Origin of the sequence: Streptomyces sp. KM273126 (genome assembly GCF_004337435.2) — a bacterium.
GTDB classification, from domain to species: Bacteria; Actinomycetota; Actinomycetes; order Streptomycetales; family Streptomycetaceae; genus Streptomyces; species Streptomyces acidicola.
This window is the reverse complement of the sequence record NZ_SJXB02000001.1, coordinates 5,571,648-5,589,077: the sequence shown is the minus strand read 5'-3', so window position 1 is coordinate 5,589,077 and position 17,430 is coordinate 5,571,648. Positions and strand designations below refer to the sequence as shown.

Here is a 17,430-nt window from a genome sequence, read left to right as displayed (position 1 = left end):
GCAAACGGACGGGCAACCGGACGGGCAACTCGACGACACCGCACCGGGGCCGGTATCCCCCCGGCGAGCTGTGCGCCCGGGGCGGGCCAACGCGGCCCTGGGCGCGGCCGGGATCGTGGGCTTCCTCGCGTTGTGCGAGGCGGTCTCGCGGTTCGGCATCGTCTCCGGGGACTACTTCCCGCCGCTCACCCGCGTGGCCGACGCGCTCGTCACCGAGCTCGGCGACCAGGCGTTCTGGACCGCGCTCGGGGACACGCTCACCGGCTGGGCGCTGGGGCTGGCGATCGCGGTGACGGCCGGGATCCTCGTCGGGGTGGTGATCTCGGTGGTGCCGTTCCTGCGCGAGGCGACCGCCTCCACCATCGAGTTCCTGCGTCCGATCCCGTCGGTCGCCCTGATCCCTCTCGCGGTCCTCCTCTACGGCTCGGAACTGCGCTCGGTCCTCCTGCTGGTGGTGTACGCATCGTTCTGGCAGGTGCTGATCCAGGTGCTGTACGGCGTCCAGGACGTCGACCCGGTCGCCGAGGAGACGGCCCGCGGTTACGGCCTCGGCACCTGGGCCCGGGTCCGCCACGTCCTGTGGCCCACGGCCCTGCCGTACGTCATGACGGGCGTCCGCCTTGCCGCCGCGGTCGCTCTGATTCTCGCGGTGACCGCCGAACTCGTCATCGGTGCACCAGGGTTGGGCCAGCGCATTGCCGTCGCCCAGACCTCGCAGGCCGTGCCGGAGATGTACGCGCTGGTGGTGGTCACCGGGGTGCTCGGGCTGCTGATCAACGTGGGCGCGCGGGCGGTGGAGCGCCGGGCGCTGGGCTGGCACCAGTCGGTGCGCGGGGAGGTGGTGGTGTGAAACTCCTGGCCCTGCGGCTGCTGTTCGTCGTCGCACTGCCCGCGCTGCTGGTGGCCGCCTGGTGGCTGGTGTCCGCCGACAGCACCGACGTGTACTGGCCGCCGCTGCGCACGATCCTCATCACGTTCCCCGACGTGTGGACGGGCGAGCGGCTGCGCGCTGACGTCCTGCCCAGTGTGCTGCGGCTGCTGGCCGGTTACGCGGCGGCGGCCGTGGTGGGCGTCGCGCTGGGCACGGTCATCGGCTCGTACCGTCGCGTACGGGCCGTGTGCGAGCCGGTTCTGGAGTTTCTGCGGGCGGTCCCGCCGCCCGTCCTCGTGCCGGTCATCATGCTGTTCGCGGGCATCGGCGACACCATGAAGATCGCTGTGATCGCGAGCGGCTGTGTGTGGCCGGTCCTGCTCAACACGGTCGAGGGCGTACGGGCGGTGGACCCGGTGATGTCGGAGACCGCCCGGTCCTACGGCATCACGGGCGTGGCCCGCCTGCGGAACGTGGTGCTGCGGTCGGCGAGCCCGCAGATCGTCGCGGGGCTGCGGCAGGCCCTGTCCATCGGCATCATCCTGATGGTGATCAGCGAGATGTTCGCGGCCAGCAACGGGCTCGGCTTCACCATCGTCCAGTTCCAGCGCGGGTTCGCGATCCCCGACATGTGGACCGGCATCCTGGTCCTCGGTCTGCTCGGCTTCGCCCTGTCGGTTGTCTTCCACCTGGTCGAGCGGCGGGTGCTCGCCTGGTACCACGGTCTGCGCGCGGCTTCCCGGCGGTCGTCGTGAAGCTTGAGAGGAAGCCTGAAATGGGGCGGTCCATGCTCGACGTACGCGGCCTGCAGAAGGTCTATGAGGGCTCCGGCCGCCGGGTGGAGGCGGTGCGGAATCTCACGTTCGCCGTCGACGCGGGCGAACTCGTCTGTCTCGTAGGCCCCTCGGGCTGCGGCAAGACAACACTGCTGAAGTGCGTCGCCGGACTCCTCACGCCCACCTCGGGTGAGGTCCTGTTGGAGGGGCGGCCGGTGAGTGGGCCACCGCCCGGCATGGCGGTGGTCTTCCAGGAGTACGGCCGCAGTCTGTTCCCCTGGATGCGGGTCGGCGAGAACGTCGAACTGCCGCTCAGGCAGAGGCCGTTGGCCAAGAGGAGGCGTCGTGAGCTGGTCGCCGACGCGCTGGAGTCCGTCGGTCTCGCCGATGCCGCCGGGGCGTACCCGTGGCAGCTGTCCGGCGGTATGCAGCAGCGTGTCGCCATCGCGCGGGCGCTTGCGTACGAGCCGCATGTGCTGCTGATGGACGAGCCGTTCGCGGCGGTGGACGCGCAGACGCGGGCGGATCTTGAGGACTTGGTGCGGGGGTTGTGGCGCGAGCGTGGGATCACGATTCTGTTCGTCACCCATGACATTGACGAGGCCGTGTATCTGAGTGAGCGGGTGCTGGTCCTGTCTGCTTCTCCTACCGTGGTGCAGGAGCAGTTGACGATCGACCTGCCTGAGGAGCGGGATCAGTTGCGCACGCGGGTCGCTCCTCGGTTCGCGGAGTTGCGGACGCGGGTGTACGAGCAGGTTCAGGCGGCCAAGCGGGGGGTCACAGCCCCGCGCCCCTGACTACGTTGTGTTTGCCAAAAAAGCGGGCCCCCCGACGCCGTCGGCGACCTGAACGCCGACGGTGTCGGGGTTCCCGGGACGGGCCTACGCCTTGGGCGTGGGCACCACGCTGAGATGGTTGGCCGTGCGCCGGTCGCGGCGGGGCCGGGACGGAGTGGCCGACGGGCGCCGCGCTGCGCGCAGTACGAGCGTCATCCGCGTGTATCCCATGTCCTGGAGGGTCTTGGGGGTTTCGCCGACGACGCGGCAGTCGGTGCGGCCCCAGCGGGGGTCGGGGTGGACCACCGGGCGGACGGCGCCGTCGTGCTCGACGGCCTGCGGTCCGACCGTACGGATCCAGTGCGGCAGGCCGTGCCGGTAGGCGGCGTCCATGATGGGGTCCTGGGCGATGTCCCGGCGGATGGACTGCAGGCCACGGTCCTGGCCGTTCCGCTCCACGGCGGCGGCGAAGTCGGCCAGCATCGGCAGGCACCAGCTGGACTCGTGCTCACCGAGGACGGTGGCCGCGTCGGGGTGGAAGAGCACGAAGCGAAGGAAGTTGTCGCCCGGCATGGCGGTCGGGTGCGGGCCGATTCCGCGGAAGAGCTTGTCGTAGGCGCTGTTGGACAGGACGACGTCCCAGCGGTGGTCGAAGACGACGGACGGGAAGGGGACTGCCTCCAGGAACGTGGCGTAGTCCTGCAAGTACGCCTGAGCCTCAAGGCTCTCGGGGACGGGGCGCGGTTCGGACCGCTGCCCTCCTGCCTGATGTGCCATCGGGAGGTCACCCCTCTTGCCTATGCGGCCTTCACGCGGCGTCTTGATCCTGAGGCCCGTGCAGACGTCATGTCAACTATCGTGGCATTTTACGGCCGTTGACGGCCGAATCTCGCCACAGTTGTGGCGAGAGCTGGATGTGAGTTCGAGTCAGGGGCTAATCTCCGTGCAGTTCACGGTGGTGGACTATGCCCGGGGCTCGCGTTCCGGGGAATTCGGCACCATCATGGGACTGGCTTGAGAGAGACGTAGGAGATCTGTCGGTGACGGATGGCTTCGAGGTTCCGGACGCTGCGGCGACGGTGCTGCTGCCGGCCGTCGTGGCCCGTGTCACCGCGCTCGCCGACCGGCTGGGCGTGCCCCACGGCGAGGTCTTCGACGCCCGGCGCCTGTCGTCGGCCTCCGGGGTGCCGGAGTCCGTGGTGAAGGCGCTGCTGGGCGGCCGGCCCGCCGGGGAGCCGGATCTGCAGGCCCGGTTCGTGCAGCGGCTGGCCCTGCTTCGGCGCACCCGACTCAAGCCCAACGGACGCAGGTACACGCAGCAGGAGATCGCCGACGGCGCGGGCATGTCGCGTCAGCAGGCAGGAGCCCTCATCAATGGCGACCGGCGCCCCACGATGGAGCACTGCGACGCCATCCAGCGCTTCTTCAGAGTGCACGCCGGTTTCCTCACCGCCGAGGACCCGGAGGCACTCGCGAGCGCCCTCATGCGCACCGAGCAGGAGCTGCTCCAGCAGCTCGCGGACCGCGAGCGGGAGGCCGCACCGACCACCCAGGCCGCCGACGACCCGCTGGAGCGACTGCTCCAGGACCACGGTGTCCGCGGTATCGCCTGGCGTGCGGCGCAACTGCCCACCGACCAGCATCGCGACAAGGTGGCGGAGTGGCTCGACATGCTCCTGGAGAGCGTCAAGCGGCCCGAGTCCTGACCCGGGGGAGAACAGTGGGCATCGGAAGGGAAATGCGCCGCCTGTGCGGCGAGTTGGTCGGCGAGCTGACGCTCCCGGCACCGGCGGAGCCCGCCGGCCTGTACTCCGCGCTGTGCGACGCCATGGGCAGACGTCGCGGCCGCCCCGTCCAGTACCGTACGGCCGCCTTTCCGCCGGGCACCGCGAGCGGGCTGTGGCTGGACATGGCCGAGCAGGACCTCGTCGTGATCGAGGAACGCACCGCGCCCGACCACCAGTTGGTGATCCTCGGGCATGAGCTGTGGCACATGCACGCCGGACACTGTGGCCACCACCTGGAGGGTGCCGCGGTCGCGGCGCGCCTACTGAGCGACGGGGCCGATCTGCGGGCGACGGTCCAGAAGGTGGCCGCGCGCACCCGGTTCGACGTGAAGGACGAGCAGGACGCCGAGAGCTTCGGACTGCTGCTGGCGAGCAAGTGCCGTACCTGGCTCGCGGGTTCGGCGCTGCGCGGGCCGGTGCAGCGCGACCGGCTCGCGGGGCGCATCGAGGCCTCCCTGGGCTATCGCGGGCCGCAGGGCTGAGCCGCCGGAGATGGACGGGTCCAGTTACTACATCCCCGCGGTGGCGATGGCGGTCGTCCTCGCCGTCAAGACGCCCGCGCTGCTGCGCGGCTGGCGGGATCCGCTGCTGCGATCCGTGTGCGCACTGCTCACGCTGGCGAGCCTGGTGTTCTGCTTCGCCGCCCCGCCGACGATCGCCGAGGTCAACCGCCTCACCGGCATCACCAACGTCTCGGCGCCTCTCGTCTACGTCCTGCTGTGTGCCTTGAGCGCCTCCTGCCTGGTGCTGATCATCAACTGGCGGGGCGGTCCCGCCGAGGTGACGCGCCGGCTGTCGCGCCGCTGGATCGCCGGGTACGGCGCGGTGAGCGTGGCGATCGTGGTGCTTTTCGCGCTCGGGGACGCGCCGGTGGAGCGGCTGCGGGACCTGGACACGTACTACGCCAACACGCCGTTCATCCGCGAGATGATCGTGCTCTACCTCGCCGCGTTCTCCGTCGCGGGCGTCGCCACGGTTGTCATGTGCTGGCGCTGGGCGCTCCAGGTGCGTGGCTGGCTCCGGGCCGGGCTGCTGATCATCGCGCTCGGCTTCCTGTCGAACGTCCCCTACTCGGCGGCGAAGTTCACGGCCGTGGTGGCCCGCTGGAACGGTGGGAACCTGGACGACCTGAGCACCTATGTGGCGCCCGTGCTGGCCTCCGCCGGCGCGCAGATCAGCGCGGTCGGTTTCGCTCTGCCGCTGGCCTGCCAGCGCATCGGGGACTCCTGGACGACCTGGTCGACGTACCGGAGGCTGGACCCGTTGTGGCGGGAGCTTAGGCCCGTGGCCGACCAGGGCGAGCGTGCGGTGCGGATCGCCTGGTGGTCGCCGGTCCAACTGCGGGTGACACAGCGGGAGTCGGACATCCATGACGGCATGCTCAATCTGCACCCGTACTTCGACTCCGAGGTGCGGGCGAGGGCCTACGACGCGGCCGTCGCGTCGGGTTCCGCGCCCGATCAGGCTCGGGCCGAGGCCGACGCGGCGATGGTGACGGCGGCGGTACGGGCCCGGGTGGCCGACCCGGAGGGCCGGATCATGAGCTCGGCGGAGACCGGCGCCGCCCCGACCCCGACCCCTTCGACAGACCGTCCGCGCGACCTGGTCCGGCTGTCCCTGGCCCTCAGTCAGTCACCCGTCGTCGCGGCTGCCCGGGAGCATGCCGCGCCCCTGCCAGAGAGCGACTTCCATGAGCGAACCCGCTGACGTCCCCGGATCCACGGCGCCGTCGGAACTCCGTCGGGCCATCGTCATCGGCGGGGGCCTGGCCGGCCTGCTGTCCGCCGCCGCGCTGCGTCCGTACGCCGATGTCACGGTCATCGAGCGCGACCTGCTGCCCGAGGGCCCCGCATCGCGCCGGGGCGTCCCGCAGGCCCGTCATGCGCACCTCCTGTGGTCCGGGGGCGTCCGCGCGATGGAGGAGCTGCTGCCCGGGGTGACCGACGCCTGGCTGGCCGCGGGCGCCCGCCGGATCCCGCTGCCGACCGGGCTCGTCTCACTCTCGGCGCAGGGCTGGGTGCGGCGCTGGCCCGAGATGGAGTTCATGATCGCGTGCAGCCGGGACCTGCTGGAGTCGGTGATCCGCGCCGAGGTCGTCAGGCAGTCACGGATCACCGTGGTGCAGGGCACCGAACTGCTGGGGCTGGAGGGCGGCGCGTCCCGGGTGACGGGGGTGCGGATCCGTTCGGCCGACGGCGAGGAGCGTGTCCTGGCCGCCGATCTGGTGGTGGACGCCTCGGGGCGCGGCTCGCGGGCCACGATGTGGCTGGACGCGCTGGGCGTGCCGCCGGCACCGCTGGGCGAGGTCGACTCCGGGCTCGTGTACGCCAGCCGGGTCTTCCGCGCGCCTGCGGGCACCGAGGAGTTCCCCGTCGTCAACGTCCAGCCGGACGCGGGGCGGCCGGTGCCCGGGCAGAGCGCGACCCTCGTGCCCATCGAGGGCGGGCGCTGGCTGGTGACGGTGTCGGGCACGCGCGGTGGCCAGCCGACCGCGTCCGCCGAGGAGTTCGAGGCCTTCGCGAGGAACCTGCGCCACCCCGTGGTGGGCGAGCTGCTGGCCGACGCGGAACCGCTGACGGAGGTGGTCGTCACCCGCAGCACCGTCAACCGTCGGCGCTTCTACGAGAAGGTCTCGGCCTGGCCCGAGGGGTTCGTCGCGATCGGTGACTCGGTGGCCACCTACAACCCGCTGTACGGTCACGGCATGTCAGTGGCCGCACAGAGCGCCCTCGTGCTGCGCGAGCGGGTGGCCGCGCACGGGCTCATGGCTCCGCGGCTCGCGCGGCGGGTGCAGCGGGCGGTGGCCGGTCCGGTGTCGATGGCGTGGCAGCTGGCCACGGAGACGGACATCCGCTACCCGGAGGCGGTGGGCGAGCAGCCCGGCCTCGTCCAGCGCATGTTCACCCGTTACGTGAACCGCCTTCTGCGCACCGCGACGGGCCGCCCCCTGGTCTTCAGGGCGTTCCTCGGCGTCATGACCCTCTCCAAGCCACCCGGCGCCCTGCTCGCGCCCGAAGTGCTCCTCGCCGTCGTGCGAGGCCCGCTGAAGGCCCCACTGGCGGGTCCGCCGCTCACGGAGAGGGAACGGGCGGCGGTGTCCGGGGCGCCGGAGGAGGCCGGGAGGTAGGCGTGCAGCAAAGGATTCGCCTCGGCTGAGCGGGCGAACCTCCGCGTACGGGAACGGGATTGTCAGTGGTGGACGGCAAGCTGGAGGTGCGCCACCACCCTGCCGGGGCGCACGCACCGATCAGACCGGCCGAACAGGGGAGAGCCGTCCGATGCCGACCGCCGTACTGACCGACCACGAACGCACCGCCGTGCAGGCCTATCTGCGGCTCTTGCAGACCGTACGAGCCGCGTTCGACGGCCCGCCGGACGGGTGCCGACCACCCGTGGTGCCGACCGCCGCGCTCGCCGAGGCCGAGCAGGCCTTGGCGGCGGCCGGACTCGCGGGCAACGAGGAGGAGTTCTTCCGGCTGCTGCGGAGCTGGTGCCCCCAGGTCTGACACCCGGTGGCGGCCCGTTCCCCGGCGAACCAGGAGGGGCCCGCTCCAGGACGCACGAGCGCGGGCCGGCTCAGGCGGTCGCCCGCAGGTACAGTCCGCCCGACTGGTCCACGAGCTGCCGCAGGGCCGCGGAGGGCTCCTCGTGGCCGCCCAGTTCACCGAGGATGCGGTACGCCTCGTCGCGGAACATGTCGAGGTCCTTCTGGTACCTGCGGAGCACGGCGGGCGCGAGGAGCAGGTCCGTGAGCTCCTGCCGTGCCCGTCCGGAACTACGCGCGGCGCCGGACAGCGCCAGCACGTGTCCCCGCGCCCCGGGCGGCGCGTCCTCCAGGGCGCAGGCCAGCAGATAGGTCATGGTGCCGTTCCGCAGGTCCTCGTTGCGGCCGGACAGGATGTCCTCCTGGTCGTTGAACAGCTGCCACAGGATGCCGAGGACGTCACCGAACTCACGCCACAGCCGTATGCGCCCGCTGTCCGCACCCGCCCATATGCCGGCCATGGCCGTGATCATCGCGAAGGGAGCCCCGGACTTGCCCCGGTACGCCGCGACGACCGCCTCCCGTGCGGCGCCCTCCGTGTCTCCCCGCAGATCCCTGAGCTGCCCCTCCACGGCGGGGAACCAACAGTTGACGATCTCCGCGGTGAGGGCGTTGCGCACGGCGTCCGGAACCGGCTGTGCCTGGACGATACGGATGGGCAGCGCCTGCCCGCCGACGACGGCCGCCAGCAGTGCCTCGTTCTCACCGAGACCCTCGGGCGCGCCGGTCGCCTGGCTGTCCGCCAGGTCGTCGAAGTAGCAGGCCGAGGTCCACCACAGCAGGTGGACGGCCGACAGGGGGACGGCCGGTCCGGGGGCGCCCGTCTCCGCGGCGTGCACGAGCAGCGGAAGCACCGACAGGGGGTACTTCATCTGCTGGTGCCGTAAGAGTCCGGCGATCGCGTCCCGGACCGATTCCGACTCCGGCCCCAGCGCGTCGAGGGCGGCGTCCAGAGCCGCGTCGATCTCGCCCGAGAACTGCCGGTGCAGTTCGACGTAGGACAGGGAGGTCATTCGGCGGCCTTCGCGCGTTCCGTCGGGCAGGGCACCGACACGGCGGTGGCCACCAGCCCGCGTCGTACGGTCCAGCGTCCGTCGAAGGACCCGATCCGCTGTCCGCCCACCACCGGCCCGGGCACGAGGAGCCGGGCCCGGAAGGTGCCCGACCCGGCGCCGGTGTGAGCGCCGGTGTCCGCGAACACGTCGATGTCGGCCTCCGAGAAGTCCAGCCACTTGGCGGTGAGCGGGAACCACGCCTTGTAGACGGACTCCTTGGCGCTGAACAGGAGCCGGTCCCAGTGGACGCCGGGCCGCTCGTCGTTCAGGCGGTGCAGCCGGGCCTCCTCGGTGGGGAGGGCGATGGCGCCCAGGACACCGTTCGGGAGCGGCAGATGGGGTTCGGCGTCGATGCCGAGGGACGCCACGTCGGCGGCACGGACCAGCGCGGCGGCGCAGTAGCCCTCACAGTGGGTCATGCTGCCGACCAGGCCCTCCGGCCAGGCCGGGGCGCCACGCTCGCCGGGCAGCACGGCCTGCGGGGGCACGCCGAGCTTCTCCATGGCGCGGCGGGCGCACCCGCGTACGGCGGTGAACTCCCTGCGGCGTTTGGGCACCGCCCTCGCTATGACCGCCTCTTCCTCGGGGAAGAGCGACGCGCTCTCGGGCCCCTCGGTCGCGCGGGCGGCGTCTTCACCGTACGCCTCCACGACCACGACCGACTCCGGGAGCAACTCCTCGATCACCGGCTCCGACCTCCATCGGCAGAATACGGCGCAGCCTTCCCGGCGGTTTCGGGCGCGGGCGCCACTCGCGTGGGTACCCCACCGACACCTCTTCGAAGCGGACCCCGTCCAGCCAGGTGGTCCGCGGAATGTGCAGATGGCCGTAGACCATCACCTCGACGCGGAACCTGCGGTGCCAGTCGGCGGTGAGCCGGGTGCCGCACCACATCGCGAACTCGGGGTAGCGCAGGATGTCCGTCGGGTGCCGGTCCAGGGGGTAGTGGTTGACCAGCACGGTGGGCAGGTCCGCCGGGAGCTCGGCCAGCCTGCGCTCGGTCTCGGCGACCCGGGCGCGGCACCAGGCCTCACGGCTCGGGTAGGGGTCCGGGTACAGCACCTGCTCGTCGGTGCACACGATGCCGGTGCCGTGCGCGTACTCCAGTCCCTCGTCCTTGGTCGCGCAGCCCGGCGGCAGGAACGAGTAGTCGTACAGCAGGAAGAGCGGGGCGACGACGGCGGGGCCGCCCGGGCCCTCCCACACGGGGTACGGGTCCTCGGGCGTGGTGACGCCGAGCTCGCGGCACAGGGCGACGAGATGGTCGTACCGCTCGACGCCGCGTGCCGTGAAGGTATCTTTCGGGTGGGTCCACAGCTCGTGGTTGCCCGGTGCCCAGACGACCTTGGCGAAACGACCGGCGAGGGTCTGTAGCGCCCAGCGGATGTCGTCCACCTTCTCGGCGACGTCTCCGGCCACCAGGAGCCAGTCGCCGTCGGTTTCGGGGCGCATCTGTTCGACCAGGGCGCGGTTCTCGGGATAGGCGATGTGCAGGTCACTGATGGCCAGCAGATTCCCCGAACCGCCAGCGGTCGACTCCACCCTCACTCCCTCCAGATCTTCGGATGGGAACACGAGAACACACGCACGCGCCGGCGGACAAGAGCGGCCCGCCGAACACGTGAACAGCATCTGGCCGGCCCCGTACCAAGGATTAACACGCGCGTGACAGAAACCAGGGTCCCAGTGGCCTTATGATCGCCCCAACACCTCCGCCCCGCTCCCTCACTCGCGTCGGGCGGTTCGGCGTACCTCCCTCTCCCCTGGCCGGGCACGGCCTGCTCAGCCCTGCCCGCGAACCGTGAAAGGCGGCCTGCATGGTCTCTCGCGTACGCGTCTGGCTCAACCGCACGTACGCGGAGAACGTGTTCTTCATGGATCAGCTGCGAAGTAATCCGCACTCGCATCCGGTCGAGATCCATGCCACCCACGGGGACCCCGACTCGCCCGTGCTCGCCGCCGCCGACACCGCCGACCTGGAGCCGGAGGGGCTCTCCCCCGCCGCGTACGTCGAGTTCGCCCTCGCCCAGTGCCAGCGGCGCGGGATCGACGTTTTCGTGCCGCGGCTGCACCAGGCGACGATCGCCGCGCACCGCGAGGAGTTCCGGGCCGTGGGTACGGCGCTCCTCGCGCCGCCCGCTCAGGCCGTGCACGTCTTCGAGGACAAGGTGACGGCGTACCAGGCGGTCGAGGCGCTCGGGGTGCCGGTGCCGCCGTACTACCGGGTGCGGGATGCGCACCAACTCGTCGCCGCTGTGGAGGAGTTGGAGGCCGGTGGGCACAAGGCGTGCTTCAAGCCCGCGGCCGGTGCGGGCGGGGTGGGTTTCCGTGTCGTCACGCGGACCCCGTTCTCGCTCTCGCACCTCAACGGGTTTCCGAGTCCGTACGTGCCTCTGGACCTGGTGCTGGAGGCGCTGCGTGATGCCGGGGAGGCGGTGGACTGGCTGGTGATGCCGCGACTGGAGCAGCCGGAGGTGTCGGTGGACTGCCTCGTCGCCCCGGACGGTCGCGTCCGTATGGCGGTGGGCCGTACGAAGAACGGCCGCCGCCGCGGCTTCACGCTGAACCCGGCCTGGATCGAGCCGGCGCGCCGTCTGGCGGAAGGCTTCGGCCTCCACTACCTCTCGAACATCCAGTTCCGCATGTACGGCGACGATCCGGTTCTCATGGACGTCAACACGCGACCTGCGGGTGGGCTCCACCAGCTCGCCCTCTGCGGCCTCAACGCCCCTTGGGCCGCCGTCCAGCTGGCCCTCGGCGAGGACCCCGGCGAGCTTCTTCCGGCCCGCCTCGGGGCGGACTACACGGTCGTCTCGGGGCCGCGTGCGGTGCGTCCCGTCTCCCTCCCGCACCAGCGTCCGGACGTACCGGCGGTGGCGCGCCCCTTCCCCCTCGCCCCGACGCCGGGCGTCCGCCCCCACTCGGCAGACAGCCCACTGACGGTCTGACCGGGCGTTTCCTCGCCTCCGCCGCCCCTACCCGTCCCATCCCAGGGGGCTCCGCCCCCTGGACCCCCGCTCCTCAAACGCCGGAGGCGCTGAATGCCAGTCCCTCCGGCGTTTGAGGGCGAGGCCGTTCAGGGCGGCGGGGGCGAGGAGCCTCAGGAGGGGTAGCCCCAGGCCTGTGCCAGTTCTGACAGGCGCGGGGAGAGGGTGGCGTTCGGGTCGGCCTGGCGGGCGGACTGGATGCGGCCCGACTTGATGGTGCTGGACCAGTCACCGAGCTGGGGGCGGAACGTTCCGTGGTCCTTGCTGCCGTAGTCGAGCATCGCGGGCTCCCAGGGGACGCCCAGATAGTCGCAGATGCCCCGCGTCACCGGCTCCGGCTCAGCCGTGAGCTCCTCGTACGTGATGACGTGACAGGCCAGGTTCTGCCGGGCCTCCTCCAGCTTCTCGCTGTAGGACAGGACCTCCGCCTCGATCGCCTCGTGGTCGGGGTCCGTACGACGGCTCGTGAGCGACGCGATCACCGCGCCCGGGTGGCGCAGCAGCACGATGTAGCGTGCCTCGGGCCAACATCGGTGCAGCCGCCGCCACATGAGCGTGTTCGGCGGCGTCTTGTCGACGATCAGCTCCTTGCCGCTGCGGGTGAGTTCCAGGTCCAGCAGCCTGTCCCACAGGACGTGCTCGACCTCGTCCTTGTCGAGTTCGAGCGCCTTCATGGCGTCAGCGGTGAAGTCCCGCGAGAGGTTGACGTGCACCGTGCGCAGATGCATCTCGTGCGGGGCGCGGATGCGGCTGTGGCTGTTGAGCAGAACGCGCAGCAGTGTGGAGCCGGACCGGACCGACGAGAGCACGAACACCGGCGACTCCACCAGGCGTGGGGCGCGCGGGGCCACGTACGGCTCCGGGCCGGCCTCGGCCTCGGTGCTCCTTTGCGCGGGTACCGCGTCCAGGGTCCGCTTCGGCGGGCTCACCGCCTCGGCAATCAGCCTGCCCCGGCGCTTGAGCCCTTTACCGATCGCGTTGATACGCGGGTCTCGCACGATGACACCTCTCCACCCATCTCACTCCGCTTTCGTTCGCCCGTATCACAGGGGCAGCGGGCGAACACCAGGTGACGGGCAGGGAACAGACAAGGGTCGCGGCGAGTCGTACACCCGCCGCGACCAGCATGTTTACTCCTTTCTTAATTCTTCCTGGGAGGCGGAGTCACGACTTCTCCACGGTCAGCCTCAGCGTCTTCACCTCGAAGGGCCGCAGGGCGACGGGCACCGTGTCGCCCTCGCTGGCCGCCGCCTCCAGCGGGCGCTCCAGGAGGTCCGTGATCTGGGCCCCGGCGAGCGGGAAGCCGGTGCGCAGCACGCCCTCGGCGCGGCCGCCGCGGGACTCGTACAGCCGGACCACGACGTCACCGGAGGAGTCGTCGGCCAGCTTGACCGCCTCCACCGTCACGCCGGCGCCGTCGACCGACACGACCGGCTCCGCGGTGCCCGCCGCAGAAGCGATCCGCAGCGGCAGGTTCAGCGCGTAGCCCTCCGCGACCGCGTCGTCCACGCTCGCGCCCGGCAGGAGCGAGTAGGTGAAGCGGTGCCTGCCCTGGTCGGCCTCCGGGTCCGGGACGCGCGGGGCGCGGACCAGGCTGAGGCGGACCGTGGTGGTCGTACCGCCGTCCTCGCGGACCGTGCGGGAGACGTCGTGGCCGTACGTGGAGTCGTTGATCACCGCCACGCCGTAGCCGGGCTCGGCGATGTGCACCCAGCGGTGCCCGGACACCTCGAAGCGGGCCGCTTCCCAGCTGGTGTTGGTGTGGGTGGGGCGCTGGATGTGGCCGAACTGGATCTCCGCGGAGGAGTGGGGCGCCCTGATGTCGACCGGGAAGCCCGCCTTGAGGAACTTCTCGGCCTCGTGCCAGTCGATGTCCGTCTCGAAGTCGATGCGGGGGCTGCCGGCCCGGAGGCTGATCGTCTGGGTGATCTTCGAGCCCTTGCCGAAGGAGCGCTCCACCCGGATCGCCCCCCGCAGCGGGTCCTCCTCTACGACTGTCACGGAGTCCGCGTCCAGCAGGTCCGTGTAGCGGTTCTTGTAGTGCTTGTCGACGTCCCAGGCGTCCCAGTAGTTCGGGAGGTCTGTGTGCAGCCGGAGGAGGTTGCCCTTGTCGGCGAGGACCTCGCGGCCGCCGGCCCGCAGGTCGCGTACGGAGGCCAGGGTGCCGTCCTCGGCGATCTCCACCCGGACGAGGCCGTTGTCGAGGACGCGTCCGGTGACCGTCACCGGGTCCGTGCCCTCTCCGGCGCCCAGCGGGGCGCTGCCGTTCGCCGGGACGACCGTGTGGACCAGGGAGCCGTCCGCGGTCCGGACGACCTCGCTGCGCTCCACCGGGCTGGTGTTGAACACGCGTGCGTCGCCCGCGCCGAGTGCCGCGATCGCCTCGGCGGTCAGTGCCTCGACCTCCTTCGCGACCCGTGCGTACTCCGCCTCGGCCTCCCGGTGCACCCAGGCGATCGAGGAGCCCGGCAGGATGTCGTGGAACTGGTGGAGGAGGACCGTCTTCCACAGCCGGTCGAGCTTGTCGTAGGGGTAGGAGTAGCCCGGCGCGTGCAGCGCGGCCGTGGTCGCCCACAGCTCGGCCTCGCGCAGCCGGTGCTCGGAACGCCGGTTGCCCTGCTTGGTGCGGGCCTGGGAGGTGTACGTGGCGCGGTGCAGTTCCAGGTAGAGCTCGCCGGCCCAGACGGGGGCGTCCGGGTACTCGTCGCGGGCCTTCGCGAAGAACTCGTCCGGGTGCTCGACGACGACCTTCGGCGAGCCCTCCAGATCGGCCAGCCGGCGCGCCCGCTCCATGATCTCGCGGGTGGGGCCGCCACCGCCGTCGCCCCAGCCGAAGGGGGCCAGGGAGCGGGTGCCGCCGCCCTTCTCCCGGTAGTTGCGGACGGCGCGGTCCATCTCCTCGCCGCTGAACCTGGCGTTGTAGGTGTCGACCGGCGGGAAGTGGGTGAAGATGCGGGTGCCGTCGATGCCCTCCCACCAGAAGGTGTGGTGCGGGAACTTGTTGGTCTGGTTCCAGGAGATCTTCTGGGTCAGGAACCACTCGTTGCCCGCGAGCTTGGCGAGCTGCGGATAGGCGGCGGTGTAGCCGAAGGAGTCCGGCAGCCACACGCCCTTGGTCTCGACGCCGAAGTGCTCGATGAAGAACCGCTTGCCGTGGATGAGCTGGCGGGCCAGGGCCTCGCCGCCGGGCAGGTTGCCGTCGGCCTCGACCCACATGCCGCCGACGGGCGCCCACTGCCCCTTCTCGACGGACTTCTTGATCCGCTCCCACACATGGGGGTAGTTGTCGCGCACCCACTCGTACTGCTGGGCCTGCGAGCAGGCGAAGATGAAGTCCTCGTACTCGTCCGCCAGAGAGGTCACGTTCGAGAACGTGCGGGACGTCTTGCGCTTGGTCTCGCGGATGGGCCACAGCCAGGCGGAGTCGATGTGGGCGTGCCCGACGCCGGAGACGGTGTGGGCGCTGGCGTGCGCGGGCTTGGCCAGGGCGGGGGCGAGGACCTCGCGGACGGCCGCGGCCGAGCCGGGGATGTCGTCGAGGTCCAGGGCGTCCATGGCCCGGTCCAGGGTGTGCATGATCTCGTGGCGGCGCGGGTCGTGCGCTTCGAGATGGACCATCAGTTCGCTCAGCACCTGGAGGTCCAGGTCGAGGTGCCAGACGTTCTCGTCGAGGACGGCGATGTCGGCGCGCTGGAAGGTGTAGAGCGGCTTGTCGCCGGCGGTGAGGACGTCGCCGAGCGGGGTCGGGGCCGCGAAGTCGTTGGCGAGGATGTCGGGGTTGGAGGCCGCTTCGACCAGGTAGTCGACAGTCTCCCCGCCGGTGGCCGGGTTGGCGATCGGCACGTACTGGTTGAGCGGGTTGACCGCCTTGAGGGGGGTCCCGTCCGTGAGGTGGACCAGGGCCTCGGCCTGGTTGCCGGGCCAGTCCCCGACGAAGCCGAGGTCGATGACGGCCTCGACGCGCCTGCCCGCCCACTCGGCGGGCACCTGGCCGCGCATCCGGAACCAGGTGGTGCCCCAGGGCGGACCCCAGGGGGTGTTCATCGCGAAGGGCTCGTACGGGGCGTCCGCGGCCTCGTCGAAGGGGACGGGCTCGCCGGGGGCATGCCAGGCCTCGACCTCGAAGGGCACGGAGGCGGCGTAGATCGCGGGCTTGATGCGCTGGGTGTGGACGCGCTCGACGCGTTCCTCGATCCGGCGGCGTTCGTCATGCATGGAAGCAGTTCTCCTGGGGGCTGTGCGGGCTCGTGCGGGGATCTAGGGGATCTACCTGAGGTACGCCATGCCCGGATGGACGGCCGTGTAGGCGTCGACCAGCCTGCGGGCCACGTTCACGGAGTCGACGAGCGGGTGCAGGGCGAAGGCCTTGACGGCGGTCGTGCGGGAGCCCGACTCGGCCGCGGACAGGACCTCGCGTTCGACGGCCTTGACCGCGCAGACCAGGCCGGTGGCGTGGTCGGGCAGCGGGTCGGTGGCGACAGGGTGCGCGCCGTTGGCGTCGACGAGGCAGGGCACCTCGATGACGGCCTCGGTGTCGAGGACGGAGAGGGTGCCCTTGTTGCGGACGTTGAGGATCAGGGTGGTGCGCTCGTCGCGGGCGATGGCCCGCATCAGGGCGAGGGCGACCTTCTCGTAGCCGCCGGAGAGGTCGTCGGCGTCGCGCTCGCCGGCGCCCGCCGTTTCACGGTTCTCCGCCATGTAGGTGGCCTCGCGCTCGGCGCGGGTACGGTCCCAGGCCTTGAGTGCCTCGGCGTCGGGGCGCCGCATCTCCTCGTAGAAGTGGGCCTGCTGGTCGCGCAGGAAGGCGCCGCGGGTCTTCTCGGCCTCCTGGTAGGCGCGGACGGCCTCGCGGTTGAAGTAGTAGTAGTGCAGGTACTCGTTCGGGACCGCGCCGAGGGACTGGAGCCATTCGGGGCCGAAGAGCTTGCCCTCCTCGAAGGAACCGAGCAGGTCGCGGTCGGCGAGCAGGCGCGGGAGCTCGTCGCGGCCGGCGACGCGCAGTCCGCGGACCCAGCCCAGGTGGTTGAGGCCCACGTAGTCGATCCACGCCTCGCGAGGGTCGGTGACGCCGAGCACGCGGGCGATACGGCGGCCGAGGCCGACCGGCGAGTCGCAGATGCCGATCACGCGGTCGCCGAGGTGGCGGGACATGGCCTCGGTGACCAGTCCGGCGGGGTTGGTGAAGTTGATGACCCAGGCGTCGGGGGCGAGCCGGGCCACCCGCTGGGCGATGTCGACGGCGACGGGCACCGTGCGCAGGCCGTAGGCGATACCGCCGGCACCGACGGTCTCCTGGCCGAGGACGCCTTCCGCGAGGGCAACGCGCTCGTCGTCGGCGCGCCCCTCCAGGCCGCCGACGCGGATCGCCGAGAAGACGAAGTCGGCGCCCCTGAGTGCTTCGTCGAGGTCGGTGGTGGCCGTCACCTCGGGCGCGTCGGGCCTGCCCGCCGCCTGCTCTGCCAGGACGCGGGTCACGGCGGACAGCCGCTCCGCGTCCAGGTCGTGCAGGACGACACGCGTCACCCGGCCCTCGGCGCGGTCTCCGAGGAGCGCCCCGTACACCAGCGGCACCCGGAACCCGCCACCGCCCAGAATCGTCAGCTTCACGCGACTACCACCTTTGCCGTCCTTTCG

The 17,430-nt window shown here is 71.3% G+C and carries 16 protein-coding genes; 9 read left to right on the top strand and 7 right to left on the bottom strand.

All coding sequences use genetic code 11. The features are described from left to right. Positions 1-70: 70 nt before the first annotated feature. The 3 genes from E0500_RS23855 to E0500_RS23845 are packed head-to-tail and all read left to right on the top strand — an operon-like array spanning position 71 to position 2,444. A complete protein-coding gene (locus E0500_RS23855) occupies positions 71-850 on the top strand; it encodes an ABC transporter permease (RefSeq protein WP_131563640.1) in 780 nt (259 codons plus the stop codon). Further along, positions 847-1,626 carry an ABC transporter permease gene (locus E0500_RS23850; protein ID WP_131563617.1) on the top strand — a complete coding sequence of 260 codons (780 nt, stop codon included), beginning with the start codon at positions 847-849 and terminating at the stop codon, positions 1,624-1,626. The genes E0500_RS23855 and E0500_RS23850 overlap by 4 nt, the downstream gene beginning before the upstream one ends. Positions 1,627-1,646: 20 nt before the next feature. Beyond that, positions 1,647-2,444, top strand: a complete 798-nt coding sequence (locus E0500_RS23845) for an ABC transporter ATP-binding protein (protein ID WP_131563616.1) — start codon at positions 1,647-1,649, stop codon at positions 2,442-2,444. 84 nt (positions 2,445-2,528) lie between these two features. On the opposite strand, the gene E0500_RS23840 is transcribed toward E0500_RS23845, so the two are convergent. Further along, positions 2,529-3,200 carry a hypothetical protein gene (locus E0500_RS23840; protein WP_165934999.1) on the bottom strand — a complete coding sequence of 224 codons (672 nt, stop codon included), beginning with the start codon at positions 3,198-3,200 and terminating at the stop codon, positions 2,529-2,531. 263 nt (positions 3,201-3,463) lie between these two features. Between E0500_RS23840 and E0500_RS23835 the strand changes: the two genes are divergently transcribed. From E0500_RS23835 to E0500_RS23815, 5 genes are all read left to right on the top strand, one after another. Continuing rightward, entirely contained in the window at positions 3,464-4,129 is a 666-nt protein-coding gene (locus E0500_RS23835) for a helix-turn-helix transcriptional regulator (RefSeq protein WP_131563614.1), read from the top strand. Positions 4,130-4,161: 32 nt separating this feature from the next. Continuing rightward, entirely contained in the window at positions 4,162-4,692 is a 531-nt protein-coding gene (locus E0500_RS23830) for a toxin-antitoxin system, toxin component (RefSeq protein ID WP_131563639.1), read from the top strand. A gap of 10 nt (positions 4,693-4,702) precedes the next feature. Beyond that, positions 4,703-5,917: an MAB_1171c family putative transporter gene (locus tag E0500_RS23825; RefSeq protein WP_131563613.1), complete on the top strand. Its 1,215-nt coding sequence runs from the start codon at positions 4,703-4,705 to the stop codon at positions 5,915-5,917. Next, a complete protein-coding gene (locus tag E0500_RS23820) occupies positions 5,901-7,337 on the top strand; it encodes an FAD-dependent monooxygenase (RefSeq protein WP_131563612.1) in 1,437 nt (478 codons plus the stop codon). Before E0500_RS23825 ends, E0500_RS23820 begins: the two co-directional genes overlap by 17 nt. Before the next feature lie 151 nt (positions 7,338-7,488). After that, entirely contained in the window at positions 7,489-7,716 is a 228-nt protein-coding gene (locus E0500_RS23815; RefSeq protein WP_131563611.1) for a hypothetical protein, read from the top strand. A gap of 70 nt (positions 7,717-7,786) precedes the next feature. Here the strand turns inward: E0500_RS23815 and E0500_RS23810 are convergent, their stop codons facing one another. Genes E0500_RS23810 through E0500_RS23800 form a run of 3 tightly spaced genes read right to left on the bottom strand, consistent with a single transcriptional unit; the run spans position 7,787 to position 10,351 of the window. Beyond that, positions 7,787-8,767 carry a polyprenyl synthetase family protein gene (locus tag E0500_RS23810; RefSeq protein ID WP_131563610.1) on the bottom strand — a complete coding sequence of 327 codons (981 nt, stop codon included), beginning with the start codon at positions 8,765-8,767 and terminating at the stop codon, positions 7,787-7,789. After that, complete coding sequence (locus E0500_RS23805) at positions 8,764-9,495, bottom strand: 4'-phosphopantetheinyl transferase superfamily protein (RefSeq protein ID WP_131563609.1); 732 nt, start codon at positions 9,493-9,495, stop codon at positions 8,764-8,766. The genes E0500_RS23810 and E0500_RS23805 overlap by 4 nt, the downstream gene beginning before the upstream one ends. Next, a complete protein-coding gene (locus E0500_RS23800) occupies positions 9,443-10,351 on the bottom strand; it encodes a metallophosphoesterase (RefSeq protein WP_131563608.1) in 909 nt (302 codons plus the stop codon). The genes E0500_RS23805 and E0500_RS23800 overlap by 53 nt, the downstream gene beginning before the upstream one ends. A 275-nt stretch (positions 10,352-10,626) precedes the next feature. On the opposite strand from E0500_RS23800, the gene E0500_RS23795 reads away from it, so the two are divergent. Then, complete coding sequence (locus tag E0500_RS23795; RefSeq protein WP_131563607.1) at positions 10,627-11,757, top strand: ATP-grasp domain-containing protein; 1,131 nt, start codon at positions 10,627-10,629, stop codon at positions 11,755-11,757. A 152-nt stretch (positions 11,758-11,909) separates the two neighbouring features. Here the strand turns inward: E0500_RS23795 and E0500_RS23790 are convergent, their stop codons facing one another. The 3 genes from E0500_RS23790 to E0500_RS23780 form a co-directional block, all read right to left on the bottom strand. Continuing rightward, positions 11,910-12,794, bottom strand: coding sequence for a sulfotransferase (locus E0500_RS23790; RefSeq protein ID WP_131571652.1), 885 nt, complete (start codon positions 12,792-12,794; stop codon positions 11,910-11,912). Positions 12,795-12,960: 166 nt separating this feature from the next. Further along, positions 12,961-16,011 (bottom strand): glycoside hydrolase family 38 C-terminal domain-containing protein, encoded by a 3,051-nt coding sequence (locus E0500_RS23785; protein WP_131571655.1) that lies wholly within the window; start codon positions 16,009-16,011, stop codon positions 12,961-12,963. Between the two features lie 51 nt (positions 16,012-16,062). Then, positions 16,063-17,403, bottom strand: a complete 1,341-nt coding sequence (locus E0500_RS23780; RefSeq protein WP_131571657.1) for a 6-phospho-beta-glucosidase — start codon at positions 17,401-17,403, stop codon at positions 16,063-16,065. Positions 17,404-17,430 lie beyond the last annotated feature (27 nt).

Excerpts from the sequence above, each read along its gene's own strand:
- E0500_RS23830 (WP_131563639.1), top strand. The coding sequence starts at position 4,162 with ATGCGCCGCCTGTGCGGCGAGTTGGTCGGCGAGCTGACGCTCCCGGCA.
- E0500_RS23820 (WP_131563612.1), top strand. The coding sequence starts at position 5,901 with ATGAGCGAACCCGCTGACGTCCCCGGATCCACGGCGCCGTCGGAACTC.
- E0500_RS23825 (WP_131563613.1), top strand. The coding sequence starts at position 4,703 with ATGGACGGGTCCAGTTACTACATCCCCGCGGTGGCGATGGCGGTCGTC.
- E0500_RS23840 (WP_165934999.1), bottom strand. The coding sequence starts at position 3,200 with ATGGCACATCAGGCAGGAGGGCAGCGGTCCGAACCGCGCCCCGTCCCC.
- E0500_RS23795 (WP_131563607.1), top strand. The coding sequence starts at position 10,627 with ATGGTCTCTCGCGTACGCGTCTGGCTCAACCGCACGTACGCGGAGAAC.
- E0500_RS23845 (WP_131563616.1), top strand. The coding sequence starts at position 1,647 with ATGGGGCGGTCCATGCTCGACGTACGCGGCCTGCAGAAGGTCTATGAG.
- E0500_RS23785 (WP_131571655.1), bottom strand. The coding sequence starts at position 16,011 with ATGCATGACGAACGCCGCCGGATCGAGGAACGCGTCGAGCGCGTCCAC.
- E0500_RS23815 (WP_131563611.1), top strand. The coding sequence starts at position 7,489 with ATGCCGACCGCCGTACTGACCGACCACGAACGCACCGCCGTGCAGGCC.
- E0500_RS23810 (WP_131563610.1), bottom strand. The coding sequence starts at position 8,767 with ATGACCTCCCTGTCCTACGTCGAACTGCACCGGCAGTTCTCGGGCGAG.